This window comes from Streptomyces coacervatus, assembly GCF_029223485.1.
In the GTDB taxonomy this organism is placed as follows: domain Bacteria; phylum Actinomycetota; class Actinomycetes; order Streptomycetales; family Streptomycetaceae; genus Streptomyces; species Streptomyces coacervatus.
Genome location: NZ_JARHTP010000020.1, coordinates 214,301 through 239,101, shown reverse-complemented (window position 1 = coordinate 239,101; position 24,801 = coordinate 214,301). Strand labels below are relative to the sequence as shown.

The 24,801-nt window shown below is 71.3% G+C and carries 25 protein-coding genes; 11 read left to right on the top strand and 14 right to left on the bottom strand.

What is annotated here, in order from left to right:
• Positions 1–14: 14 nt before the first annotated feature.
• Both pstB and P2Q00_RS39690 read left to right on the top strand, forming a co-directional pair.
• Positions 15–803, top strand: a complete 789-nt coding sequence (gene pstB / locus P2Q00_RS39695) for a phosphate ABC transporter ATP-binding protein PstB (RefSeq protein WP_275779294.1) — start codon at positions 15–17, stop codon at positions 801–803.
• An 87-nt stretch (positions 804–890) separates the two neighbouring features.
• Positions 891–1,259: a DUF6479 family protein gene (locus tag P2Q00_RS39690; protein WP_275779256.1), complete on the top strand. Its 369-nt coding sequence runs from the start codon at positions 891–893 to the stop codon at positions 1,257–1,259.
• A gap of 34 nt (positions 1,260–1,293) precedes the next feature.
• Here the strand turns inward: P2Q00_RS39690 and P2Q00_RS39685 are convergent, their stop codons facing one another.
• The gene (locus P2Q00_RS39685; RefSeq protein ID WP_275779255.1) at positions 1,294–1,998 is read right to left on the bottom strand and encodes a DUF6445 family protein; all 705 of its coding nucleotides are present in this window, start codon (positions 1,996–1,998) and stop codon (positions 1,294–1,296) included.
• A 245-nt stretch (positions 1,999–2,243) separates the two neighbouring features.
• On the opposite strand from P2Q00_RS39685, the gene P2Q00_RS39680 reads away from it, so the two are divergent.
• Complete coding sequence (locus P2Q00_RS39680) at positions 2,244–2,978, top strand: DUF4142 domain-containing protein (RefSeq protein WP_275779292.1); 735 nt, start codon at positions 2,244–2,246, stop codon at positions 2,976–2,978.
• 39 nt (positions 2,979–3,017) lie between these two features.
• Here P2Q00_RS39680 and P2Q00_RS39675 read toward each other — a convergent pair whose 3' ends face one another.
• On the bottom strand, positions 3,018–3,980 hold the full coding sequence (locus tag P2Q00_RS39675) for a nucleoside hydrolase (RefSeq protein ID WP_275779253.1): 963 nt from the start codon (positions 3,978–3,980) through the stop codon (positions 3,018–3,020).
• Between the two features lie 108 nt (positions 3,981–4,088).
• Positions 4,089–5,309: a threonine--tRNA ligase gene (gene thrS / locus P2Q00_RS39670; protein WP_275779290.1), complete on the bottom strand. Its 1,221-nt coding sequence runs from the start codon at positions 5,307–5,309 to the stop codon at positions 4,089–4,091.
• A gap of 267 nt (positions 5,310–5,576) precedes the next feature.
• On the opposite strand from thrS, the gene P2Q00_RS39665 reads away from it, so the two are divergent.
• The 3 genes from P2Q00_RS39665 to P2Q00_RS39655 all read left to right on the top strand — a co-directional run bounded on the left by P2Q00_RS39665 (position 5,577) and on the right by P2Q00_RS39655 (position 7,841).
• Positions 5,577–6,095, top strand: coding sequence for an ArsR/SmtB family transcription factor (locus tag P2Q00_RS39665; protein ID WP_275779251.1), 519 nt, complete (start codon positions 5,577–5,579; stop codon positions 6,093–6,095).
• Positions 6,096–6,125: 30 nt separating this feature from the next.
• Positions 6,126–6,950, top strand: coding sequence for a M23 family metallopeptidase (locus tag P2Q00_RS39660; protein ID WP_275779250.1), 825 nt, complete (start codon positions 6,126–6,128; stop codon positions 6,948–6,950).
• A gap of 87 nt (positions 6,951–7,037) precedes the next feature.
• A complete protein-coding gene (locus tag P2Q00_RS39655) occupies positions 7,038–7,841 on the top strand; it encodes a hypothetical protein (protein WP_275779248.1) in 804 nt (267 codons plus the stop codon).
• Positions 7,842–7,857: 16 nt separating this feature from the next.
• Here P2Q00_RS39655 and P2Q00_RS39650 read toward each other — a convergent pair whose 3' ends face one another.
• From P2Q00_RS39650 to P2Q00_RS39620, 7 genes are all read right to left on the bottom strand, one after another.
• Positions 7,858–8,145 carry a ribosomal protein L7/L12 gene (locus P2Q00_RS39650; protein WP_275779247.1) on the bottom strand — a complete coding sequence of 96 codons (288 nt, stop codon included), beginning with the start codon at positions 8,143–8,145 and terminating at the stop codon, positions 7,858–7,860.
• A 53-nt stretch (positions 8,146–8,198) separates the two neighbouring features.
• Complete coding sequence (locus P2Q00_RS39645; RefSeq protein WP_275779245.1) at positions 8,199–8,903, bottom strand: GAF and ANTAR domain-containing protein; 705 nt, start codon at positions 8,901–8,903, stop codon at positions 8,199–8,201.
• Between the two features lie 117 nt (positions 8,904–9,020).
• Positions 9,021–9,746, bottom strand: coding sequence for a TIGR03943 family putative permease subunit (locus tag P2Q00_RS39640; RefSeq protein WP_275779243.1), 726 nt, complete (start codon positions 9,744–9,746; stop codon positions 9,021–9,023).
• Complete coding sequence (locus tag P2Q00_RS39635) at positions 9,743–10,726, bottom strand: permease (protein WP_275779242.1); 984 nt, start codon at positions 10,724–10,726, stop codon at positions 9,743–9,745. The genes P2Q00_RS39640 and P2Q00_RS39635 overlap by 4 nt, the downstream gene beginning before the upstream one ends.
• A 181-nt stretch (positions 10,727–10,907) precedes the next feature.
• On the bottom strand, positions 10,908–12,251 hold the full coding sequence (locus P2Q00_RS39630; RefSeq protein ID WP_275779241.1) for a helix-turn-helix domain-containing protein: 1,344 nt from the start codon (positions 12,249–12,251) through the stop codon (positions 10,908–10,910).
• Positions 12,252–12,521: 270 nt separating this feature from the next.
• Positions 12,522–13,184 carry a hypothetical protein gene (locus P2Q00_RS39625; RefSeq protein ID WP_275779239.1) on the bottom strand — a complete coding sequence of 221 codons (663 nt, stop codon included), beginning with the start codon at positions 13,182–13,184 and terminating at the stop codon, positions 12,522–12,524.
• Positions 13,185–13,281: 97 nt separating this feature from the next.
• Complete coding sequence (locus tag P2Q00_RS39620) at positions 13,282–17,073, bottom strand: nSTAND1 domain-containing NTPase (RefSeq protein WP_275779237.1); 3,792 nt, start codon at positions 17,071–17,073, stop codon at positions 13,282–13,284.
• A 221-nt stretch (positions 17,074–17,294) separates the two neighbouring features.
• Between P2Q00_RS39620 and P2Q00_RS39615 the strand changes: the two genes are divergently transcribed.
• The 4 genes from P2Q00_RS39615 to P2Q00_RS39600 all read left to right on the top strand — a co-directional run bounded on the left by P2Q00_RS39615 (position 17,295) and on the right by P2Q00_RS39600 (position 20,858).
• The gene (locus P2Q00_RS39615) at positions 17,295–17,525 is read left to right on the top strand and encodes a hypothetical protein (RefSeq protein WP_275779235.1); all 231 of its coding nucleotides are present in this window, start codon (positions 17,295–17,297) and stop codon (positions 17,523–17,525) included.
• An 87-nt stretch (positions 17,526–17,612) separates the two neighbouring features.
• Entirely contained in the window at positions 17,613–18,389 is a 777-nt protein-coding gene (locus P2Q00_RS39610) for an NPP1 family protein (protein WP_275779234.1), read from the top strand.
• 269 nt (positions 18,390–18,658) lie between these two features.
• Positions 18,659–19,558 (top strand): ribosome-inactivating family protein, encoded by a 900-nt coding sequence (locus P2Q00_RS39605; RefSeq protein WP_275779232.1) that lies wholly within the window; start codon positions 18,659–18,661, stop codon positions 19,556–19,558.
• Positions 19,559–19,622: 64 nt separating this feature from the next.
• The gene (locus P2Q00_RS39600) at positions 19,623–20,858 is read left to right on the top strand and encodes an amidohydrolase (protein ID WP_275779230.1); all 1,236 of its coding nucleotides are present in this window, start codon (positions 19,623–19,625) and stop codon (positions 20,856–20,858) included.
• 10 nt (positions 20,859–20,868) lie between these two features.
• Here the strand turns inward: P2Q00_RS39600 and P2Q00_RS39595 are convergent, their stop codons facing one another.
• From P2Q00_RS39595 to P2Q00_RS39580, 4 genes are all read right to left on the bottom strand, one after another.
• Positions 20,869–22,047 carry a hypothetical protein gene (locus tag P2Q00_RS39595; protein ID WP_275779229.1) on the bottom strand — a complete coding sequence of 393 codons (1,179 nt, stop codon included), beginning with the start codon at positions 22,045–22,047 and terminating at the stop codon, positions 20,869–20,871.
• Between the two features lie 69 nt (positions 22,048–22,116).
• Entirely contained in the window at positions 22,117–22,707 is a 591-nt protein-coding gene (locus tag P2Q00_RS39590; protein ID WP_275779227.1) for a hypothetical protein, read from the bottom strand.
• Positions 22,707–23,663 (bottom strand): WXG100 family type VII secretion target, encoded by a 957-nt coding sequence (locus P2Q00_RS39585; protein ID WP_275779226.1) that lies wholly within the window; start codon positions 23,661–23,663, stop codon positions 22,707–22,709. Before P2Q00_RS39585 ends, P2Q00_RS39590 begins: the two co-directional genes overlap by 1 nt.
• Positions 23,660–23,986: a hypothetical protein gene (locus P2Q00_RS39580; protein WP_275779225.1), complete on the bottom strand. Its 327-nt coding sequence runs from the start codon at positions 23,984–23,986 to the stop codon at positions 23,660–23,662. The genes P2Q00_RS39585 and P2Q00_RS39580 overlap by 4 nt, the downstream gene beginning before the upstream one ends.
• 270 nt (positions 23,987–24,256) lie before the next feature.
• Between P2Q00_RS39580 and P2Q00_RS39575 the strand changes: the two genes are divergently transcribed.
• On the top strand, positions 24,257–24,724 hold the full coding sequence (locus tag P2Q00_RS39575) for a hypothetical protein (protein WP_275779223.1): 468 nt from the start codon (positions 24,257–24,259) through the stop codon (positions 24,722–24,724).
• The last annotated feature ends 77 nt before the right edge of the window (positions 24,725–24,801 follow it).

The window sequence follows — 24,801 nt, the reverse complement described above, 5'->3', positions numbered from 1 at the left end:
TCCTGCCGCCCGTCGTGGCGACCACCGTCCCCGCGAGCCTCGACGCCCGCTCCGTATCGGCCTGGTTCGGCAGCCACCAGGTGCTCAGCCGGGTGTCGCTGACGATGCCCGCGGGCCAGGTCACCGCGCTGATCGGGCCGTCCGGCTGCGGCAAGTCGACGTTCCTGCGCACGCTCAACCGCATGCACGAGCTGATCCCGGCGGCGCGGTTCGGGGGCGAGGTGCTGTTCGAGGGCGAGGACATCTACGACGCCTCCTGGCGCCTGACGGACGCCCGCCGTCGTATCGGCATGGTCTTCCAGAAGCCCAACCCGTTCCCCGCGATGTCGATCTACGACAACGTGGTGGCCGGCCTGCGCCTGACGGGAACGCGCGCGAGCCGCCGCGAGAAGGACGAGCTGGTCGAGGAATCCCTGTCCCGGGCCGGTCTGTGGAAGGAGGTCCGCGACCGCCTCCGCCAGCCCGGCGGCGCGCTCTCCGGCGGACAGCAGCAACGCCTCTGCATCGCAAGGGCGTTGGCGGTACGACCCCGGGTCCTGCTCATGGACGAACCGTGCTCGGCCCTGGACCCCACCTCCACCCGCCGCGTCGAGGAGACCATCGGGGAACTCGCCGGCCAGGTCACGGTCGTCATCGTCACCCACAACATGCAGCAGGCGGCCCGCGTCTCCCAGCAGTGCGCCTTCTTCCTCGCCGAGCAGGGCACCCCCGGCGGCATCGTCGAGGCGGGCGCGACGAACGACATCTTCAACACCCCCCAGGACGGGCGCACGGCGGACTACGTGGCCGGCCGCTTCGGCTGACGTCCCCTGTGCAGCCTGGGGAGCGCCCCTGACCTGCGGAAATACCGAAGGCTCCCCATTCTCTCCCTTTCGGTGATAATTGGGGGCATGAGTACTGCGACGTTTGTTGTTGCGGCCACGTCGAGTGAGGTACTCAACGTGCTCGCCGCCTTTGTCGGTGGCCTGATCATCGCTGGTGCACTGATCTGGGCCGTGCAGTTCGGCATGAAGGTCCGGGACCGCGAACTGCCGCGGCCCCGCCCGGACGAACAGCCCCACCTCCCCGACGGTGGCGCCGTCCGGGAGTCGCGCGAGATACGGGAACCGGACGAGGTACCGCACGCGGTGGGCAAGGAACGGCTCATGCCGTACGAGCTCCACAAGTCCTCGACCAGGACAGGAAAGGACCAGCACCGCCGGCGTTGGCTGCCCGGTTCCAGCGGCTCCTTCGGCGGCGGGGGCGTAGGGCACCACTGACGCACGCAGGACGTACGTCAGACGTGCCAGGACCTCAGGCCATCCAGAAGAACACCGCCGTCATCCGCTTCTCCTCCAGCGTCTTGCCGGTGTAGCCCGTCGCACTGTGCACGAGGTTGGCGTTGTAGAGGAGCAGGCGGTTGTACTTGTGCGGGACCCGTACGTCCTCCTCGAAGTGGTCCCCCGGGACGAACCGGGTACCGAGGGCCTCGACCAGGTTGTTGTGCGGGGCCTGCACGATGTTGCCGCCGAGCCGGCCGCCGGGGAGCGACTGGCGGTAGAAGGCGGTTCCGCACTCCTTGGAGACGTCGGGGTTGAGATACAGCACCGCCGCGTAACGGCACAGCGCACGCGAGTCGGTGTGCGGGCGCGGCTCGCTCTCGCCCTCGCCGACGACCTGGATGCAGTTGTGGTTGAGGGTGCCGCCGCCGGGGGCCTGCTGTACCCACAGTTCCTTCGCGCCGGTGGACTTCTTCACCAGGCGTTCGACGCGGGCGAGTTCGGCGGGCTCCAGGCCGGGCATGGTGCGCAGGCCCGGCCAGGTCTCCGAGGTGTACGGGTACCCCTTGACCCAGTCGTCCTTGGCGAGACAGCGCTCCCGTACGGCGTCCACGTCGGGCAGGACGTCGTCCAGGACCCAGTAGTCGCGGCCCTTGGTGGGCTTGCGGTAGGGGAGGACGGGAAGGGCCGTCGGGACGTTCCGGGGCTGCGGTGAGGGGTTCCGGGGCTGTGGGGGCATGGGTCGAATCTAGGTCGGGGTTTCGTCTCGGCTCTCCCGTGAAATGGTCAACATTCCGTCAACCGCGCGGGGCTCATCGCCCGTTACCTGCCTCACACCACCCGCTTTTTACCAAACCAAAAGGTTCCGCGCGCCAACCTGATCCGTACTCCCCTCCGTCCGACCCCCCGCCGTCCGCCGGCGGGACACTCGACCGGGCAGGAGGCACGGTGCGTTTTTCGCGGAATGCGACGGGAACTCTCTTCGTGGGCGGGGCGCTCAGTCTGACCCTGGCCGCGCTCGCCTATCCCGCGATGCTCGGAGTCAACACCGTGTCGAGCTCGGGGTCGCGTCTCGTCGCGCAGACCCAGTGGGGGCCGCTGACGGAGGCGGACCGGGACTTCGTGGTGAAGGTGCGCGCGGCGGGGCTGTGGGAGTACCCCGTCGGGCAGATGGGCCTGAAGAAGGGGCAGAGCAAGGCGGTCCTCATCGCGAGCAAGCACCTGATCGACGGGCACGCGGCGCTGGACGCCAGCTGCCGCAAGATCTCGACGATGCTCAACATCGCCATCCCCAACCAGCCCAGCCCCCAGCAGCAGGGCTTCATCAACACACTCAACGCGGACAGCGGCAAGCAGTTCGACTCGGACTTCGCCAACATCCTGCGCGTGACGCACGGTTCGATCTTCAATGTGATCGCGAGCATCCGCTCGACGACCAAGAACACCGTGGTGCGGGCCCTGGCCGACCAGGCGAACGCGACGGTCCTTGACCACATCACGGTCATGGAACAGACCGGACTGGTCAACTTCGACCAGGTCCTCTTCCAGGAGACGACCCCGCCGAAGCTGCCGAAGTCCGACCTGACCCCGCCGCCGCCGGTCGCGGGCCAGCCGCAGGTGGTACTCACCCCGCCGGTGGACAGCACCACCCAGCCGCCGGTCCTGCCGGGCGAGTCGTCGACCGGCCAGAACGCCAGCCCGAGCCCGACGGTGCGGTGAGAGCCTGACGGCGCGGCGGGCGACGGTACGGCCGACTGCCTAGCCCTCGACCGTCGCCAGCCACAGCTTCACGTAGCGCTCCACGTCCACGTCCAACCCCACGTCCACCAGGGCCTGTTCGCGTGCGCCTTCGTGGATCTCGGACTCGCCCGGGCGGGGGCGGCGGTCGACGATGGTCTGGCCGCGGGAGGGGCCGGGGGCCAGGGATACCTCGACGGGGAGGCGTTGGGTGGTCAGGCCCGCCGGGTCGGCCACCGCGCAGACCGCGCCCGCGTCGCCGAGGCCGCCGGCCGGGTCGTCGCCGTCGGGGTCGGGCGCGGCCGGACGGTGGGCGAGCAGCCGGCCGGCGAGCCGGGCGCCCGGTTCCGCGCTCGCCTGCAGCCGTCGTACGTCCGCTCCCGGCACGACGACCCGCTGGAACACGTCGAGGCCGTACATCGTGATCGGCACTCCTGCGGTGAGCAGGACCGCGGCCGCCTCCGGGTCGTGCCAGACGTTGAACTCGGCGACGGGCGTGGCGTTCCCGGTGGCCACCGCTCCGCCCATGAAGACGATCCGCTCGATGTTGCGGGTGACTTCGGGGTGGGTGCGCAGCAGCAGGGCGATGTTCGTCAGGGGCGCGGTGGGGATCAGGGTGACCGGGCGCGGGGAGGCGAGGATCTCGCGGCGCAGCAGGGTGACCGCGTCCACGTCGGCGGGGTTGCGGTTGGGTGCGGGCAGACCGAGGTCGCCCATGCCGTCCAAGCCGTGCACATGCCGCGCCGAGCGCGCCGGTTCGATCAGCGGGCGCTCGGCTCCCCGGCCGACCGGGATGTCCCCGGCGCCCGCCGCCTCCAGCACGGTCAGGGTGTTGCGGACGACGCCGTCGACGTCCGTGTTCCCGGCCACGCACGTCACCGCCCGCAGGTCCAGCCCCGGGTGCCGTACGGCGAACAGCAGCGCCAGGGCGTCGTCGACACCCGTGTCGCAGTCGATGATCACGGGGATGGGCTGACCGGTCATGGCGGGCTCCTTTCACGGCTGTTCAGGAGTGACCTTACGCAGCAGCGCAGGCTTCGGCGGCACGTACCTCGCCCGGGCCGCGCGGCCGTCCGGATCCCGGCCGTGGCGTCACGCATCCGCCCAGAGTTCAGGGCCACGTGCCGCGACCCGGCCCGCGATGCGGTCGAGCAGCTCCGCGGTCGGTACGGGTTCCGGGCGGCGCCCGTCCCGCAGCCGTACGGCCGCGAGGCCGCCCTCGGCCTCCCGTTCGCCGATCACCGCCTGGTACGGCACCAGGCGCGCCGCCCGGATGCGGGCGCCGAGGCTGCCCTGCCCGGCACCGGCGACCTCCGCGCGCAGCCCGCGTGCCACGGCCCGCCGTACGACGTCGTACGCCTGCTCCTCCTGGGCCCCCGACACCGGCAGCACGACGAGCTGGACGGGCGCGAGCCACGCCGGGAAGGCGCCGCCGTGCTCCTCGATCAGCTGCGCCACCGCCCGCTCCACGCTGCCGATGATGCTGCGGTGGACCATGACCGGCCGGTGTTTCGCCCCGTCGGCGCCGATGTAGTGCAGGTCGAAGCGTTCGGGCTGGTGGAAGTCGATCTGGACGGTGGAGAGGGTGGCTTCGCGGCCGGCCGGGTCGACGACCTGGACGTCGATCTTGGGCCCGTAGAAGGCGGCCTCGCCCGGCACGGCGTCGTACTCGACACCGGCCCCCGCCAGCACCTCCTCCAGCAGCCCGGTGGCCCGCTCCCACAGCTCCGGGTCGGCGACGTACTTGCCGCCCTCCCCAGGCAGGGACAGGCGGTGACGGGCCGCGCGGATGCCGAGGTCGGCGTAGGCGCGGCCGATCAGTTCGAGCGCGCTGCGTGCCTCGTCCACCGCCTGTTCCAGGGTGCAGAAGATATGGGCATCGTTGAGCTGGATGGACCGTACGCGGGTCAGCCCGCCCAGCACCCCCGACGGCTCGGACCGGTACATGCCGCCCAACTCGGCGATACGGAGCGGTAGTTCGCGGTAGCTGTGCGACCGGGACCGGTAGATGAGGGCGTGATGGGGACAGAGACTGGGCCGCATGACGACCTGTTCGCCGCCCAGCTCCATCGGCGGGAACATGTCGTCGCTGTAGTGGGACCAGTGGCCCGAGATCTCGTACAGCTCACGCTTGCCGAGGACGGGCGAGTACACATGCCGGTAGCCGGCCGCGCGTTCCTGCTCCCGGACGTACTCCTCCAGGGCGTGCCGCACGATCGCACCGTCGGGCAGCCAGTACGGCAGCCCTGCCCCCATCAGCGGATCGGTGTCGAACAACTCCAGCTCACGGCCGAGCCGACGGTGGTCGTGCATGGTCTCGTTCATCGGTCTCTCTCCTCGCGGTGACGGGCGAGCGACCCGATCGGGAACGACAAAGCCCCGGGGCACTCGCCCCGGGGCTTCGGACATCCAGTCCATGGATCAGCGCGCCGGGACACTCTCCGGCGTCGTCGTGAGGAACGAGTGGGCGCGCTGCATGGGGGGACGGTAGCGCGGGGGTGGGGATGGGTGCGACGGGTTTTACGGCGGCCTCCTCGCCGCCCTCTTGCCAGAAAATACGTAACTACGTAATCTCTGAGCATGGATCTCGAACAGCGCGTCGTCGATCTGGAGCGTCGGCTGGCCGCGCTGGAACAGGCAGCCGACCGACCGCGTCCCGCGCCCGCGCCGGAGCGGGAGCCCGGCGACGACCTGTGGGCCCTGCACGGCCTCAAGGACCAGCTCGCCGAGCTGGGTGCCGACAACGGCGGGGTGCTGTTCACCGGTGCCGTCAGGACGCCGACCGGGAAGCGCTACGAATGGCAGTACGGCCTGGTCACGGACACCGTGCTGGACGGTGACTGGGCGGACGCGGCCGAGTCGTTCGCGGCGCTCGGCCAGCCCGTACGGCTACGGCTGCTGCGCGAGGTCCTCGGTGGCCGCTGCACCGCCGCCGAGCTCACCGAGCTCGACGGCACGGGCACCACCGGCCAGATCTACCACCATCTGCGGCAGCTGACCGCCGCCGGCTGGCTGCACACGGCCGCCCGCGGGCGCTACGAGGTGCCGGCCGACCGCGTCGTACCGCTGCTGGTGATGCTGACTGCCGCCGGGCGCTGACCCCGCCCGGCCGACTCAAGGGGGAACGACATGCACAAATTCTTCAACTTGGCTGCCCGGGTAAGCCTGTTGGTCTACCTGGTGATGCTCGTCGCGAGCTACTTCGTCGACTTCCCGTACGTGTGGACGTGGATCCCGCTCGGCCTGTGGGTGCTGATCGGCTTCGGCGTGAACCGCCGGGCGGCCGACGCCGAGGAGCACCCGGTGACCGGCTCCGAGGCCGCAGCCGTGGAGGTCGCCGTGCCGGTCACCGGCCGGTGGAAGGCGTTGAACAGCCCGGCGAGCAAGGTCCCCAGCCATGGCACGCGGGCCTACGGTCAGAAGTACGCCATCGACATCGTGGCGGAACCGGCCGATGGCACCCGGCCGGGTTTCGGCTGGTGGCCCCTGGCCCGGCGCTGCGAGGCCTTCCCGGCCTTCGGTGCGGAGGTGCTCGCCGTCGCCGATGCCACCGTCGTCGTTGCGGAGGACCGTCAGCGCGACCACCTCAGCCGCACGTCCTGGCTCGCGCTGCTCTACTTCTTCCTCGTCGAGAGCGTCGTCCGCTCGCTGGGCGGTGCCCGGCGGGTGATCGGCAACCATGTGATCCTCGACCTGGGCGACGGTACGTATGCGCTCTACGCCCATCTGAAGCGTGGTTCGCTCGCCGTCCGCCCGGGTGACCAGGTGCATACCGGGCAGCTCCTCGGCCGGTGCGGCAACTCCGGCAACAGCACCGAGCCCCATGTCCACTTCCAGCTCATGGACGCCGCCGACCCGAACACCGCGCACGGCACGCCCTTCACCTGGCTGGGCGTCGGCGTCCCGTGCAACGGCAGGACGTTCGAGGCGGCGGGGACGGCGGTGTCGGCGTAACCCGGACGGCCCGGCGCGCTGGTGGGGTGTCGTGTGCGGTGGTCCCTTGGAGACGTAACCGGTCTTGAGGTGGCCAGGAGGATCCCGATGACCCGCACCCCGTCCCGTGCCCTCGTCGCCGCCGCGATGTCCGCGGGAGCCCTGGTGAGCGTCAGTGCGTGTGTCGGTGCGCCTCTGCAGGGGCAGGCGGCGAAGGCTTCGCGCACTGCCGAGCACAGCGCTGGGCACAAAGCCGCGCGCAGTGCGAAGCCTTCGGCGACCACCCCTGCCCCGCCCCCTCCTCTCACCGAGGCGCAGGCCCAGGCCGCGCTGCTGACCCAGGGGGATCTGGGGGCGCCGTGGGCGCCGACGCAGGGGGCCGCGACCTGGCGGGACGGGGTGCTCAAGGCCCATGCCGACCTGCCCGAATGCCGCAAGCTCCTCGACGCGCTGTACGCCGACGACCTGTTCGGCGCGGAAACCGGGACTCGGGTGGTGACCGGGCTCGACGACGCCATGGACCAGACGCAGTTGCGTTATCAGGTGCTGTCGCTGAAGCCCGCGGACGTGGACCGGACGCTGACGTGGATGAAGACGCTGCCGCAGACGTGCGGCAAGTTCACGGCGGTGACCGGGCGCGGCACCGTTCAGGGGGTCCGGGTCGGCGAGGCCGAGCTGCCGGTCGCCGGGGACGCCCGGCAGGGGCTGCGGGTCACGTTCACCACCACGACGGCGGGCGTCGAGCAGACCGTGCTCACCCTCGACGTCGCCGTGGTCCGGGTCGGCGACGACACGATCGCCCTCACCCAGGGCGGCCCGGGCGACGTGTCCGCCAACGCGACGAAGGCGTGCGTACAGGCGGGTGTGCAGCGGTTGACCGATGTGCGGAAGCAGGCGCGGGTGCGGGTCTGATCGGCGTGACCGGCGTCTAACCGAGCTTCTCCAGCTTGTCCACGGCCTCCTTGGCCTCCCTCAGGCCCGCCCCCGTAGCCTCCCGGTACGCCTTGATCGCCTGGATCTTCTTGCCGTCCCGCAGCAGTGCGTCCACCTCGTCCGACCACGGTTCCGGCTCGCGCAGCCCCAAGTGGTCCAGAATCAGGTCGAGTTTGTGCTCGACCCGGGCCGTTCGCTTCTCCGCGCGGGAGATTCGGCTCTCGATGCTGCCGATGCCGAGGAGCACGGCCAGGGTGACCACGGTAAAGCCCAGTATGTCCATGCCACGATCATAGGGATCCCTGATCATGAAGATCACGGGGATCCGTGGGTGGTTCAGCCGACGTCCAGCCTCTCCCGGCGTGAGACCACGTCGTGCGCCACCTCCAGGGCGGTGCGGTCCTGTGCGAAGGCGCGGGCGCGCAGGCGGGCCACCGCCTCGTCGGCGTCGATGCCGAGCTGCGCCATGATCATGCCGATGGCCTGGTAGACCTCGTCGTGTTCGGTGGCCAGCCCGCCCAGCCAGGGCTCCCGACCGCCGCTGCCGTTCTCCTCCCGCGGCAGGGCCGTGAGGGCCAGCGTCATGACGGCGGCCACCAGCAGTGCCCGGCGCAGTTCCGGCTCGGTCAGCTCGCCCGGCGTGTCGCGGTAGAGGTCGAGCGTGCCCACGGTCACCGAGTCGTCGCCCAGCGGCATCGAGTACACGGCCTGTACTCCGGCGGCCGTCACCTGGTGCGCGAACATCGGCCAGCGGTACACGTCCCGGCCGGACGTCAGGTCGCAGGCGAGCACGGGGGTGCCGGCCCGGGAGGCGTACCGCCACGGCCCGTCACCGAGGGTGGCCTGGACCTCCGCGAGATACGAGGCCTCCGCGCTGCTCGCGCCGAGCCGGACGGGTATCCCGTTGCAGCGCAGCGACACGCTCGCGCCGACCACCGGGAGCAGCTTCACCGCCACCGCGCACAACCGGGCGGGAATCTCCCCGGGCCGGGCATCGCGCACCACCTCGGCGATCACGTCGATGGCCTTGACGGCATCCACGGCCACCGCCTCCTCCGATCGCAGCGGGGCCTGCATCTGGGGCGCTGCCCGACTACCCCTGCCCTCGGGGCCGAAACGCCGTCCGGCGGCCGGGACCGGTCCGGCTGCCGAGAAGAACTACCGCTTCTCGTACGGATCCGCGGGCTGCTTCACCTGCTTCGCCGACGTGGCGTCGAGGACCGGCGGCCAGGCCGCGTCCGTGCCCAGCCTGCCCTTGGGGTGCCAGGTGCCGGTGACGGTCAGCCAGGTGTCGGCGGGCCAGGGCCCGTCGGCTGCGGTGCCGCGGATCTCCACCTTGCCGGTGCCGGCGTCGGCGGCGCAGCAGGAGACCTGGAGGCGGGTGAGGTACCAGGTGCCGTCGTCGCCGTGCGTCACAAAGCCCGTCATGCGGACGGTACGGCCCTTCAGCGACCGTCCGCTGTCGTACATCGCCCGGGAGCTGAACTCGCCGAGGGTCAGCTCGACCGGATTCCCGGCCGGCAGCGCGGGGAAGGCTCCGACGCCCTGCGCGGCCCGCTGCGCCGCGTCCCGCCCGGCGCTGTAGGAGCCCAGGGCGGGCGGCGGGAAGAGCAGCAGGGCGAGGGCGGGGAGGGTGAGCAGCCAGGCGACGCGGGGACCGCCGACGCCATGACCATGACCATGACCATGACCATGACCATCATGGTGGGCGGCTGTCGTCAGGCCCGTCGTCAGGCCCAGCAGCATCAGTGCCGCACCGGAGACGATCAGATACGGCCGCAGGGCCGGCTGCACATACCTCAGGTACAGGTCGCCGAAGAGCGTGATGCGCAGCACCGCGCCGCCCGTCAGCAGGAGCAGCGCGGCAGGGCCGTACCGCCTCACAGCAGCCACCACCCCGCCAGCACGCTGCTCACCACGGCCACCACCCAGGTCACGGAGGTGAACCGCACGGCGAAGGACCGCCCGAACGTCCCCGCCTGCAAGGCGATCAGCTTCAGGTCCACCATCGGCCCCACCACCATGAACGCCAGCCGCGCGGTCGGCGGGAAGCCGCTGAGCGACGCCGCGACGAACGCGTCGGCCTCGCTGCACACGCACAGCACGACGGCGAGGACGGCGAGCAGCAGCACCGACAGCCACGCCGAACCGGTGAAGACGTCCAGCACGGACCGCGGGACGACGATGTTGAAGGTCGCCGCGGCCGCCGCGCCGAGCACGAGGAAGCCGCCGGCATGCAGGAAGTCGTGCTGGAGCCCGGCGCCGAAGGCGCGCAGCCCAAAAGCCGCGGGCGCATGCCGCTCGGGCAGCCGCAGCCACTCGTCCCGCCCGAACCTCGCCCACAGCCAGCCCATCACCACCGCCGTCGCGAGGGAGGCGACGAGCCGCCCGAGCACCATCTCCGGCCGGCCGGGAAAGGCGATCGAAGTGGCCACCAGCACCACGGGGTTGATCGCGGGAGCCGACAGCAGAAACGCAAGGGCGGCCGCGGGCGCGACCCCGCGCCGCATCAGGCTCCCGGCCACCGGCACGGACGCGCACTCGCACCCGGGCAGCACGGCTCCCGCCACCCCCGCCACCGGCACTGCAAGGGCCGGGTTCCGGGGGAGAAGCCGGCGGAACACCCTCTCCGGCACAAAGGCCCCGATGGCCGCCGAAACGACCGTACCGAGCAGCAGAAACGGAATCCCCTGCACGGCGATCGCCGTGAACACGGTCCACCAGGCGGCCACCGGCGGCGTGTAGAGGTCGAGCGCAACCATGGGCCCGAGGACGGACACGACGGTCGCGATGGCGATCAGCGCGACCCCGCCGAGAACGGCATACACAAGCCCACGCCCGGCCAGCCGAAGCCCGTCGCCCACCGCCCGTCCCACTCGCCCTGCTGACACCCCGGAAAGCCAACCGCCCGGACCTGTGGGCAACTCCGGAACGGCCCCAGAAGAGCCTGTGGGCAGCCACCCCCAAAGGGGCGCGGGGAACTGCGCGACCAGCCACGACGAACCCGCACCCGCCAACGGCGAATCCGCCCCTATTGGGCTGGCGTCACAGCGGCGGCTGCGCCGGGGCCGGCCCCAAGGTCGTCGTACCGGGGGCCGTACGGTGGCCAAGCCCCGTCCGATACGCGTCCAGGGCCGCCTCCACCCGGCCGGTGCGGCGCAGCAGATCGCCGAGCAGGCGGCACAGGTCGGCCAGGTCACCGGCTGCCCCCGCCCGCTCCAACAGACTCAGCGCACGCACATAGTGCTCCTCCGCATCCTCCGTGTCGCCCGCGTCCTCGGCGATGATGCCGAGGAGGCGATGGGCGGCGGCGGAGTGCAGGGCGCCCCGTTCGGGGCCGATGTCGCTGAGCACGCCGTGGAGCAGCGCCGCGGCCTCGTCGGACTTGCCGCGCCGGTGCAGTACGTCGGCGAACTCGACGGCGACCTGGCTGCTGTAGAGGGCGGCGCGCCCCTCGGAGAGCATGGTGAGCGCCTGCCTCAACTCGCCTTCGGCCAGGTCCAGTTCGCCGTTCTGGGCGTAGACATAGCCGCGCATCCAGTGGCAGTTGGCGAGTTCGGTGCGCAGCTGGAGGGTGCGGTAGAGCTCGGCGGCCTTGGCCAGGGAGGCGTCGGCCTCGGCGAGGCGGCCCTCGGCGAGCAGGGTGCGGGCCACCGAGCGGTGCATACGGGCGACGAGTGCGGGGTCGCCGGACTGCGGGGCGAGGGCGAGCGCGAACTCGGCGGCCTGGGCGGCGCGGGCGTGGGCGCCCATGTCCATGTAGGGCCCGATGATGCTGGCGTAGAGCAGGAGCAGGGCGTCCGGGTCGTGCAGTCCGCCGCGGTTCAGCTCGTCGAGGGTGGACTCCAACAGGTAGACGGCGTAGCGGAGTTCACCGGCGAGGTAGTGGGAGACGGCACGACCGCGCAGGGCGGGGACGCGGGCGGGCAGGGGTACGTCGGCGAGGGCCTGCTCGGTGCGCTCGAAGTACTGGCGGGCGGCCTCCAACTCCCCCGTGTCCAGGGCGCAGTCGCCGAGTCCGAGGAGGGCTACGGCCTGGACGTCGAGGAGTTCATGGCCCTCGGCCTCGGCGAGCAATGCGGTGTACTGCTCCGCCGCCTGCTCGGCCTCGCCGCTCGCGAGGGTGCGCTGGGCCTCGGTCAGCCTGAGGCGCAGGTCGGTGGCGAGGCGGGCCGGACGTCCGGTGACCAGCTCCTCGTACGCGATCCCCAGGCGCTCGGCGATGTGCCGTAACGCCTCGTCGGAGGGGCGGACCCGGCCGGCCTCCAGGGTGGAGATGTACGCGGGGGTGTAGGCGGGCTCCGCCAACTGTCGTTGGGTGAGCCCGCGTTCGGACCGCAATTGCTGGACTCTGCGACCGATGGTCACCGGATCGTCACGGTCGGACACGACAACTCCCCCTGCACCTCTTGCCGTTGGGCCCTGCCGACCCCTACGTTAAACGGCGTCTTAAGCGCGTTTAATACAACACTGTTGAGACGCTGTTGAGAGGTTGCCGTGCTCCGACACATCTCCGAGCGTTACGCCCGAGGGTTCGGCGCAGCCCTCGTCGCAGTGGCCGCACTGGTACTGGCAGCCAACGCGGGCCCGGCGAGGGCGGCGGACGCCCCGGGCCCGGTCGGCCAGGTACAGCAGGTTCACCACCACGCGGGTTAGCGGTCAGCACTTCCAGGTGGCCCAGTACAGCTGCCCCTTGATCGAGCCGTCCGACCAGGCGACGGGCGTGTCGATGTGGACCTGGTTGGACCCCCTGTACGGGTAGAACCAGTCCCAGTGGCCGAACTGCTTCTTGTTGTAGTGGACCTCCACCCAGCCCTGGGAGTGCCGGACGTACGGGGCGAACCAGTAGGCGCCCGCGTATCCGGGACGGATGGTGTTGGTGATGACCGAGCCGGCCTCGCGCTGGTCGCCCACCGTCCAGGTCTCGGTGCTCGACGTGCTGGCCTTCATGCCCTCCTCCAGGTCCTTGGAGAAGCCGAAGCTGACCTCCAGGCTCTGCGTGTTCGCGTAGGAGTACGAGCTGTTGGTCGTGTACTTCCAGTTGACCTGGTACGTCTGGGGGTCCGTGCCCGCGCAGTTGTTGGACACGTTGCTGGCCTGGTGCCGCTTGCCCAGCGCCGTCCACGCGTTCACCTCGTGGTACTGGCACAGGTTGATGCTGGGGCCCCGGCCGTTGCAGGCGCCGATCGGGTCCGGGTGGGTGTTGGGGTCCCAGCCGGGGCTGTACGCGCTGGCCGACCCCGCGGAGAAGGGGATCGTCAGCAGGGCGAGGGCGGGTGCCAGAAGGGCCAGTCTGCGGCGGCCGGGCTGCTTGAGCTTCATGGGTGTGGTCTCCCGTCGGAAGGAACGCAGCGACGGGACGATCGTCGAAGCCGGGGAGTTGTTCGGACACCCCTCCCATCAGGGCAATCAACCCGAATCAACCCCCGCACACCTTCCGGTACGGCACCCCCGGCAGATACGTCTTCCACTGCGCCCGCGTCAGACCCGCCCCGCCCGCCCGTGCGCACACCGTCTGCACCGCCCGCGTCGGATCGATCCCGTACCGCTGGAGCGGGACGTGGTCGCTGCCCGCGTACACCGTGGTGCCGTCGGCGCTGAAGGCGACCGTGTCGATCTGCTCGCCGGATGTCGTGAGGGGTGAGCCGAGCGGTTGCTGCGTGGCGATGTCCCACAGCTGGAGGCTGCCCGACTCGCCGCCGACCGCGAGGGTCTTTCCGTCGGGGCTGATCGCGAGGGCGCTGACCGCTTCGGAGGTGTCGCCGAAGACCGCGTCTCCGACGCCGTCCGGGAGGGCGGCGAAGACGCTGCGCAGTATGCCGGTGCGTTCCTTCAGCTTGCCGTCCCACAGCGCGACCCGGCCGGTCTGGTCGCCCGCGGCGAACAGCGAGCCGTCCGCGGCGAAGGCGAGGGCGCCGATCTCGTCGCCCTGGACCAGGTCGCGGGCGGTGACCTGGCCGGCCGGCAGGGCCGTGGTCCGGTTGTCGCCCGCCAGGACGCTGCCGTCGGGGCTCACCGCCAGGTGGATGCTGGACAGGGAGGCGAGGATCCCCGTTCTGCGGTCGCGTGCCGGGTCCCAGACCTCGGTGGCCGGCTTGCCGCTGAGGGAGGAGCGGGTGGCGTAGAGGGTGCGGGCGTCGGGGGCGGAAGCGATCGCCCCGATCGCTGCGGTCGAGTTCTTCGTGGCCAGGTCCGGGGTCGCGCGGACGCGGCTGCGGGCGAGGTCCCAGACCGTGAAGGGCTGCCGGGACGTGTCGCTGCTGGGGGCCGAGATGCCGTAGACGAGTGCCTTGCCGTCGGGGGTGAACGCCAGCAGCGCGGTGGTGTCCGGTGCGAACACCGGTGAGGAGGGGTCGGTGGAGGTGGGGAGCTGCGGGGCGGGGAGGGTGCGCAGGAGCCGGCCGTCGCCGGTGGCGCGGAGTTCTGCGCGGTAGTGGTCGCCGGTGCGGCGGACGGTGGCGAGGGTGCGGCCGTCGGGGCTGAGGCGCACGGCGTCCATCGGCTGGTCCTGCCAACTGCGCGTCACGGCGGCCGAGACGTCGAGGGTGTGCACGGTGCCGCCTTCCAGATAGCGCAGCAGGGGGTGCCTGTCGTCCCAAACGAGACCGCCGTACAGGTGCTGGTTGTTGAGGGAGTGCCGGAAAACGGGGGCCGGGATGCCAGGCCGCCAGATCCGGATCTCCGCCGCGTCGGCGGTCGCCAGGAGCCTGCCGTCGCGGCTGAGGGCGATGTACTTCACGCCCGCGTCCGGAAGCTCGGCCGCCTGCTCGCCCGAGCGGACGTCCCAGACATGCACGCCGGTCGGGGTCTGGGCGGCGAGCCTCCCCCAGCCTTCGGCCGGGGGGACCCCCATCTCGCTTCGCTCGCCGTCGCCGAGCACGAGCAGCGACTGCTCCTGGCCGCAGATGGCGGGGTCCCGTTCCCAGCGGCCGTGCAGTGTGCGCCCTGTGCGCAGGTCCCTGACCTGTGCCGCGTCGCCGCCCTCGGGGCAGTAGGCCAGCAGCCGGCCGTCCGTGCTCGGCGCGACCTCCGCCGAGCTGCCCGCCCGGACGGTGAACAGCAGCCGGTCGTCCGCGTCGGAGCGCAGCTGCACCGTGCTGCCGTCCGTGGCGCTCACGAGGTAGCTGCTGCCGGTGAAGTCGACGACGGTCGTCGCGGGCATACGGTCGCCGCGCCACCGCCGGGCGGCCGTGTCCCACAGCTGCAGCACGCCGTTCCGGCGGACCGCGAGCAGCCGCCCGTCGGGGCTCGCCCCCTCCACCCGGCTGCCCGCCGGCAGCCGCCCGGAGGCGGTGCGCCGGTGACGGGTCACATCCCAGGTGCGCCAGTCGCGGCCGTCGGCGCTGAGCAACGTACGGCCGGAATCGGTCAGGTAGCGCGCGGGGTCCTCGCCCGGTGCCGGGTCGCTGAAGGTGTCGAGTTCCGGCTGGGCGAGGGAGCCCAGCAGTGCGCCGCGGGTCTCCGGCAGCCGGGCCGTGCGCCAGGCGGCGACGCCGAGCAGCTGGGCGGTGCGCGGATCGGTCGTCCGCAGGCCGTCCGCCACGGCGGCGATACGCCGGGCCGCGTCCTCGGTGCTCCGGCGCTGGTTGTCCCGGCGCTGCGTCCAGGCGGCCAGGCCGGCGACCAGCGCCACCACGAGGACGGCTGCCAGCACGCCGACCGCGGTCCGGGCCCGGCGCGTGGAACGGGCGGCAGCCCGGTGTTCCGCGTCGCGGGCCGCGAACGCGGAGATCAGGAACCTCCGCTCCGTCGCCGTCAGCGCCGGGTCCCGTTCATGGTCCGGGAAGTGCTCCTCGGCACGGTCGAGCCGGGTGCCCCGGTACAGGGCGCCGGGGTCGCGGTCGTGCTCCAGCCAGGTGCGGGCGGCCTCGGTCAGGGCCCGGTGCCCGCGCAGCCGCTCGCGGTCCTGCTCGATCCACTCCTGCAGCCGCGGCCAGCAGGTGATCAGCGCCTCGTGGGCGAGGTGGACGCCCTCCTCGTCGGCGGTCAGCAGCCGGGCGCCGGCCAGCCGCTCCACCACCGCCGGGACCTCGGGGTCGGCCCACTCGTCCAGTTCGGCGCGGGTGAGGGGGCGGCGGGTGTCGGCGGTGCCCCGGCCGGGCTCGATCATGCGCAGCAGCAGCCGGCGGGCGGCGCCCCGCTGCACTGCGGTCAGCTGCCCGTACACCTCCTCGGCGCTCGCCGCGATCGCGCCGCGCACCCCGCCCGCCGCCTCGTACGCGGCCAGCGTCAGCATCCGGCCCTTGCGCCGGCGCCAGGTCTCCAGCAGGGCGTGCGAGAGCATCGGCAGGCCGCCGGGCTGGTCGAGGACCTCCTCGACGATCTTCCCGGTCAGCTCCCGCTCCACCAGGTGCCCGACCGCCTGGGCCGGTCTGACCACCGCGTCCCGCAGCTCGTCGGCGGTCATCGGGCCGACCAGGAGCCCGGCGCCGTGCAGGGCGTCCGCCAGGTCGCGGTGCTCGGCGCAGCGGGCGTAGAAATCGGCCCGTACGGCGATGAGGACCTTCAGCCGGCGGTCCGGGTCGCGGGCGGCGAGCAGCAGGTCGAGGAAGCGGGCCCGCTCGGCGCGGTCCCGGCAGAGGGTGAAGACCTCCTCGAACTGGTCGACCACCACCCAGCTCTCCGGCTCCCCCTCGGCGGGCGTGAGCAGATGGCCGTACCGGTCCGCGGGCCGGTCTCCCGGGGTGAGGACGCGCAGCACCGCCGGCCGGCCGCGGGTCGCGATCTCGTCCCTGAGCCGCGGGATGAGCCCGGCCCTGAGCAGCGACGACTTACCGCTGCCCGAAGCGCCGAACAGCACCGCGAACCGGTGGTCGCACACCAGCCGGTTCAGCTTCTCGACCAGCCGGTCCCGGCCGAAGAAGAGCTGCCGGTCGTCCGGCTCGAACCGGTTGAGGCCCCGGTACGGCGGCGGCACGTCCTCTTCCTCCTCGCGCGCCGTGCCCGCCGCCTCGGCCTCGGCCTCCTTCCAGCGGGCCTCCCACTCCCCGGGATCCGCCCCGCACGCGCACGCGTACCCGCGCAGGACGGCGAGCGAGGGCAAGCGCTCTCCGGCCGCGGCCTGGGACAGCGTTGTCGCGGAGAACCCGGCGGTCTCGGCCATCGCCCGGTACGAGGGGCTGCCGGCGGCCTTGCGCAGCTCGCGCAGTTGATGGGCGAGGCGCTGTACGGGACCGGCCTCGGGATCCACAGGTCTTTCGGGTCGGCCCACTGCGCGCTCCCCTCTGTACCACTTGCTGTGCTACTCGCGGCTTTCGTACGCCTTCGTATGCAGCCGGAGTGACGACAACCTAACGTCCGGACAAATAACGCGGAACCGGTTCAGGGGAATTGATTGCTGTGACAAAAGCGACGTGCCAATCAACGTTCCGGTTGCGAACCTCGGTCGTGATGTCACCACCGTGATGTCGCAACCGAGGAGAACAGCACCCCGTGTACGCCAGCGTCCTTCGCCATCTCGCCCTGTCGGCGTTCGTCTCGTCCGCCCTGGTCGCAGCGATCGCGGCGTCCGCGCTGTCCTCCCCGGCCACCGCCCCGGCCGCCGACTCGCCCGTCGTACGGCTTCGTCCGGAACCTCCCGTTCCGTCGGCGACCACACCCTGTCCGGCGTTGATCAGTTCGGCGAAAATCCGCCTCCAGTTTGATGGAAAGCCCTTCCATTGATCTCTCGGCTTGCACCAGTCTTCGTCCCGAGCACCCGGATGTCATGTCCGGAACGAGTTACGAGTGGACCGTCGACTGGAGCCCCCCATGCCCCCAGCAGTCAGCAGCACCAGGCCCCACCGCCTCGCCAGGGCCGCCGCCGTGGCCGGCAGCGCCGCCGTTCTCGCCCTCGCGCTGCCGGGCAGCGCCTCGGCCGGCGTACTGCAGAACCTGCCCGAGAACGCGACCTCGTTCGAGAAGAACTTCGAGCCGGTCTACGACTACGACTCGGACAGCTGCTACCCGGCCGCCGCGATCGACCCGAGCGGCAACCTCAACGGCGGCCTGAAGCCGACCGGTTCGATCACCGGCGAGTGCCGCTCCGGCCACCTCGGCCACGCCAACACCTACTCGCGGTCCAAGTGCAACAACGGCTGGTGCGGGATCATCTACGCCAGCTACTTCGAGAAGGACGAGGCCTCCCCGGGCATCGGCCACCGCCACGACTGGGAGTGCATGGTCGTCTGGGTCAAGGACGGCGCGTCCACCCCGGCGTACCTGTCCGCCTCCGCGCACGGCGGCTTCAGCACCCACCCGATCGCCGACGTCCCGATGGACGGCCAGCGCGTCGAGGCCGTCTACCACAAGGACGGCGCGTCCACCCACGCCTTCCGCTTCGCCAAGTGGGGCGAGACGCCGGAGAACGACACCGGTGCCTGGCACCAGGAGAACCTGATCAGCTGGTCCGACATGGCGTCCAATCTGCGGGACATCATGAACGCCTCCGACTGGGGCAGCGCGAACTTCCCGCTCCAGGACTCGAAGTTCGCCGACCACCTGAACAAGGCCAAGCCGAGCGACATCACGTTCGACCCGTACGCCTGATTGATCGCCTGATTGATTGCCCCGATGAACGGGGGTGCCGATCAACTCCCCGCCTGCCAGGCTCTTGCACGCGCCACCCCCCAACCGCGGCCGCCGACGCACACTCCCCCCTGTCGCGTCGGCGGCCGCTCCGCGTTCGCCGACGGTCGACGTACCTGGCAAGCCGGTTGATTCACCTGGCAAAAGGGACATGCCAATCAACATTCCGGTTGCGAACGTCGATGGGGCAAGGCCGGCTACCGGCACTCCGCACCCTTGGAGAACAGCGCATGTCCCACACAGACCTGTTGCCGACGCCCCGGCACCGCACCCGCAGGATCACCGTCGGATCGATCGTCGCCGCCGTCCTGCTGTCCGTCGTCGCCACGCTGCTCGGGCCGCTCGGCGCGGTGCAGAGCGCGGACGCGGCGGGCAACCCCAGATGGAAGATCGGGGACAGGAACAGCTACCTCAACTTCATCGGCGCCATCCGCTGGGCCGTGAACAGCGGCCACCACGAATCCGTGCCCGGCACCGGCTACCGCATCATGCACACGGACGCGGGCGCCAATCGCAGGTACATCAACGTCGACGTCGAAATCCAGCACAACCAGCGCTTCGTGACACTGCGGCTGCGCGCCTCGGACCTGTACGTCATGGGCTGGTGGGGCGGTGATCGCGGCCACGAGCGCTACTACTACCTGGACCGCGACCAGGACATGCCGAGCAACAGCGAGTCCGCGGGCTTCGGCGAGAACTACAACGACCTCGAGCAGGCGGCCGGGGTCACGCGCTACAACATGCAGTACAACCCGCACAACTTCGACCAGGCGGTGTACACCCTGATCAGGGGTGGCAACCGCCGAGACAGGGCGCACGCGGTGCTGACGATGGCCCAGGCCGTCTCGGAGGCGACCCGGTTCCGCCCCATCATGAACTACTTCGGCCTCCTGAACGCCGACGACCTGCACCCCACCGGTCTGGACCCCCACTACGTGGACATGCAGAACACCTGGGGCCAGGGCAGCAAGCGGTACAACCAAATGCTGAGCGGGCAGCACAGCGACTCTCCTGACAGCGCCTACAAGATCTGGCGGTTCGACAAGAACACGCGGCAGTGGATCCAGACGAGCCTGGTCAGCGCGGCCCTGTATGCCATCTACTACCTGCAGGTCGCCAAGGGGGTATAGCGGCGGTCGTGGCAACAGGCGGCGCCCGGCCCCGTGCGGACCGGGCGCCGCTTACGCTGCCCCCATGCCGTCTCCCGCCGCCCGCACCGCGCTGGACCTGACCGCCGACCTCCCGCTCGCCGACCTGGAGGACTTCTACCGGGACCTGCACCGCCACCCCGAGCTGTCCCTCCAGGAACACCGCACGGCCGCGAAGCTCACCGAGCGCCTCACCAAGGCCGGTTACGAGACCGCCGAAGGCATCGGCGGCACCGGAGTCGCAGGCGTGCTGCGCAACGGCGACGGCCCGACCGTCCTCCTGCGCGCCGACATGGACGCGCTGCCGGTGCAGGAGGAAACCGGACTGCCGTACGCCTCCTCGGCACCCGGGGTGATGCACGCCTGCGGGCACGATCTGCACGTGACCTGGCTGGCAGGCGCGGCGGAGGCGCTGGCCGCCGGGCGGGAGACCTGGAACGGCACCCTGCTGATCGTCGGGCAGCCCGCCGAGGAGACCGGCCAGGGCGCGCAGAGAATGATCACGGACGGCCTGTACGAGCGCTTCCCGCGCCCGGACGTACTCCTCGGCCAGCACGCCGCCCCCGGCCCCGTCGGCTTCTACGCCCACTCGCCGGGCCTGATCATGTCGGCGTCGACGGACGTCGACATCGTCGTCCACGGGCGCGGCGGGCACGGCTCCCGCCCCGAGACGACCGTCGACCCGGTCGTCACGGCCGCCTACCTCGTCACCCGGCTGCAGACGGTCGTCTCCCGGGAGATCGCCGCCCGCGAGTCCGCCGTACTGACCGTCGGCCGGATCGAGGCGGGCACCCGGCACAACATCATCCCGTCCGAGGCGCACATCTCCCTCAACCTGCGCACCCAGTCCGACGAGGTGCGCGAGCGGATGATCGCCGCGATCCGGCGCATCGCGGCCGGCGAGGCCCTTGCCGCCGGCTGCCCGCGGGAGCCGGAGGTCACGGTGGGCGCGACCTTCCCGGTGACCCTGAACGACGCCGACACCGACCGCCGGACCGCCGCGGTGCACGAGGAGGTGCTCGGGGCGGGGACGGTGCTGGACTTCGGCCCGGTGATGGGCAGCGAGGACTTCCCGCACCTGGCGCAGGGCGGGATCCCGTACTCCTACTGGTTCGTCACGACCACCCCGGCCGCTGTGTGGGACGCGGCGCCCGGCACCGACCTGATGGAGAAGTTCCTGGCGGTCCCGAGCAACCACAGCCCGCACTTCGCCCCCGACCTGTCGACGGTCGCACCGGGCGTACGGACACTGGTCTCGGCCGCCCTCGCGTACCTCACCTAGGGCCTGCCGGTCACCCCTGGGTCTGCAACTGCCGCAACTGCCGCTGCACATGATCCAGCGCACCCTGCCGGCGCCCCGGCACCCGCGAACGCAACTCGGCCAGCGACGCCCCGAGTTCGCGCGCCGCCACCGCGTCCCGGACCTGCCCCCACTGGTGATGCGCCCGGTCCACGGCAGCCTCGACGGCCACCGCGTCCGCCGCCTGCCCCGCCGCCAGCCGCGCCCCGGCCACCCCCAGCCAGGTCCGGCAGCTGCGCACGGGATCCCCGGCGAACATCGCCAGATCCGCCCGCACTTCGGCCCAGTGGAACGCCGCTTCGGACCCGGGCCCATGTGCGCGCACGGCGAGTTGCTCTTGGTGGGCGGCGAGGGCGTCGGCGTCGGGGTGACGGCCGGACTGGACGGCGGCGGAGATGAGGGAGTGCGGGTCGGCCCCACTGTTGTCGGCCTCACGGCTCTGCTGCCGGTCAGCAATACCCAGCCCGTCCGGCGTTTGAGGACGAGGCCCTTCAGGCCGATACGGGGGTCTGGGGGCGAAGCCCCCAGGGACGGAACCCCCAACACCCGGCGCCGCCAGCACCAGGTCCGCATGCCCGTCGACGCCGACCCGGCCCAGCGCCAGCTGATGCAGCTCCGCCGGCGCAGGCCGCCCGCCACTGCGCAGAATCGTCGCCACGGCCTTCATATACGTCGGCACGGCAACCGCCCGACGGGACGGCGGCGGCGCAACACGACCGTAGACCGCGTTGTTACGCCCGCAGTCGAGCGCAGCGCCCCGCAACCACTCCCAGGCCTCAACATCCGCATGCAGGTCCAGGAACAGCGTGGTGGAACCGGCCGCCCGCAGCCGCAGTTCCTCCCGTATCCAGTGCCAGGGCAGCCCGGTGTACCGCACCGTCGCGGGCGTAGTACGGGCTAGTGCCAGATGCGGCAGCCGCTGGCGCCGGTCGAGCTGCAGCTGCCCGGTGACGAACACGGTGAGCGGCCCCGGGGCCCCGGCGGCCGCCCGCAGCCGGGTGAGCACGGCCTGCGGCTCCAGCGGGTCGGCGAGCTCGACGACGTTCGCCGTGTCCGTGCCGGACAGGACGGCGGGCGGGACCGCCGCGAGGACGGGGAGCACGGACGCCGCGTCCACCAAGCAGCCCTTGCCCGCCGGGGATGCGGCGAGCAACAGCACGGTTCCGGGCATCGTTCCCTCCCCATCCCCCGTCGATCACTTACCGCAGCACCGTAACCGCTGCGGCTGCAAAGGTGGGTGTCAGGACGCCAGATACCGCCGTACGTCGCCCACTTCGTCCCGCCTGCCGATCGCGACCGCGACCCAGGAGCCGTCCGGGAAGGCGAGGTCCACGCGGTTGCGGTGGCGAGCGGGATGCGGCTCACTGCGCAGGCGGATCACATGCCGCGGATACTCCCCGAAGAGCTCGGGGGTCTCGCGCTCCGGCGACAGCGGGGAGCTGAGCAGCAGCACTCGGCGGTCGGTGAACGTCAGCAGGAACCTGTTGTTCTCATACTCACCGCGTCGGTCCCCCGCCCGCACAGCGATCACAAAGCGCCCCGCGTCGCTCTCCCAACCGCCCTGCCACACCCGGCCGCGGATCAGCCGCCGGATGCCGAAGCCGCGCCAGAACCAGTCCTCCAGCTTGTAGGCCAGTTCCTGCACCGGGGCCACCAGCACACCCACCACGGCAATCCCGCCGCGCCGCGGACGACAGCGCCGCGGAGCCCGCTCCGGCGCCAGCGGATCCAGCCCGGCCGAGAAGGCACCGTAAAGCTGCTCACCGCTCGCCAGGCACCGGGCGGCGTACTCCTGACGGCGCACGTCCCGTTCCGCTCGTTCCGTCCTCATCAGCCGAAGTCCTCTTCAATACTGCGCTTGTTCACCCGGTAGGGCTGATCGTCGGCGAGCTGCTGGTCCCGCGCCCAGGCCTCCTTCACGGTGTCGCTGTGGAGTGCCTCCTTGACGGGCCCCGCCGGGTCTCCGGTGAGCCCGGGGACCTCCCCGAAGAGGGGCTTGAAGACATGCTCCTTGAGCTGCTTCATCCCTTCGTGGTGGGCGGCCCACACAAGGCCCTTGTGCGTCCCCTCACCGCCCATGCCGCGCCAGCCGGACATCTTGCGGACACCCTTGGCGGCCTTGACCACGTCCTTGAACTTCGCCTCCCCGGCCCGCATGTCCTTCACGGCCTTCATCAGGTCCCGAAGCGCCGTACCGAGCTTGGACGAGACCTGCTCCACCCGCTCGACGTAGATGGCGACCTCGGCGTCCACGGCCAGCGCGTCCACGGCCGTGGCCAGGCCGGCCGTCAGCAGGTCGGTGATGAGTCCCGCGGCCACCGTCATGGCGATCATCTCGATCGCCTCGCGGATGATGGCGACGACGGTGTCCTCGGCGAGCTTGCACTCCTTCGCGGCGCTGCCCAGGATCTCCGCGGTCCGGCCCATGTCCTCGGCGGTCTGGTCGATGGCGTCGACAAACGCTCCCATGCCGCGGCCGAAGGACTCCGAAGCGTCCCCCTCCCAGTGCTCGGGGAGCTTCGCGGCACCCAGGCGCAGGGTGTCGGCCAGCGACTGGAGTGCCTTGGCCTGGTCGTGCCAGCTCTGCGCGGCGGCATGCAGCTGCGCCGGCATGCCGGTGACCTGCTCCAGCTTGTCCAGCATGCCGGTCGCGTCCAGGACACCCCGGACGAGGTCGTCGATGGCGCCGTCCAGGCCGTGTTCCTGGCTGGGCCCCACGTCCTCCAGCGGCGGGAGCGGCGCGGGTTCCTTCTTCGTCCAGGCGTAGGCGGCTGCTGTGTCGCTCATACGCCGATCGAGCCCCCGATGCCGTCCAGCCCCTGGCCCAGGTCGTACTCGTTGCGGAGATACTCGCCGCCGACGTCCCGAAGGCCCTTGGCCACATCAGCCAGGACGGAGACGAGGTCCTGGACATTGTGTTCGGCGGCGCCGGCGTGCTCCTGGTAGGCGGAGTGCAGCTCGTCGGAGTCCGGAAGCTTGCCGAACGCACCGGCCGGCACGGTGATGTGGGCGAGCGCGGAGGCCACCCGCGGAATGTCGTCGAGGTGCTGCTCGGCGTGTGCTGCGTACTTGAGAAGCGCGTCCGGGTCGGCGTGGAAGCCGTCTCCCATGAGTCCCCCATGTGTTGCGTGCGCGTTTGTTGCGTGCGCCGCCCAACGGACGGAAGCGCGCATTCGGAGGAGTCTAGGAACCCCCGGTAGCGGCCCCGCCAAACCGTGGAAAAGGGAGGTCCAATGCAAGTCAAGATCACGCAAAAATGTCATGTGCTCCCTCTCCGCCCACCGAACCCACTCCAGATCTGCACCTGTCCGCCGACTTGCCAGGCCCTCCCCCCAGGTGTGCTCTGGTAGGCGGGGGCGAGGAGAGAGAGGAGTGCTCTCATGGCTCAAGCGGCACCCACGTCCGGCGGAATGATGGGCAAGGTCAGGCTGAACCGCGCGGCTCGGCCCACCCGCACACCCGACCTCTTCGACGAGCGCGTCCACACCATGGCGCGGTACGGCATCCCCGTCGTCCTGGGGCTCGTCTACGGCTTCTGGGCTGCGGCCAACCGGCGCGGCGGCGGTGAGATCACCGGCTGGAACATCCTGTTCGGCTTCGTCACGGCGGCCGTGTTCATCGTGCTGTGCATCGCCGTGGCGACGTTCGCGCCGCTGCTCAAGCGCGAACTGCACTCACTGGTGAAGTCCGCCTTCGCGGGCGCCGCGGTGGGCTTCCTCTACGCCCAGACGGGCGAGTCGATCTACCGGGCCGTGGCCCTCGGCGCGGTCGTCACGGCAGGCATCTTCCTGGTGTTCTTCTACCGCTACTACACGCGGGAGGACGCCGAAGGGCACCGCATCCGCTGACCTCCACGAGGGTCCGACGCACACCCATATGGAGTCGTACCGCTCGCGCACCCCGCCCCCGGGCCGTTGCCTGGAAC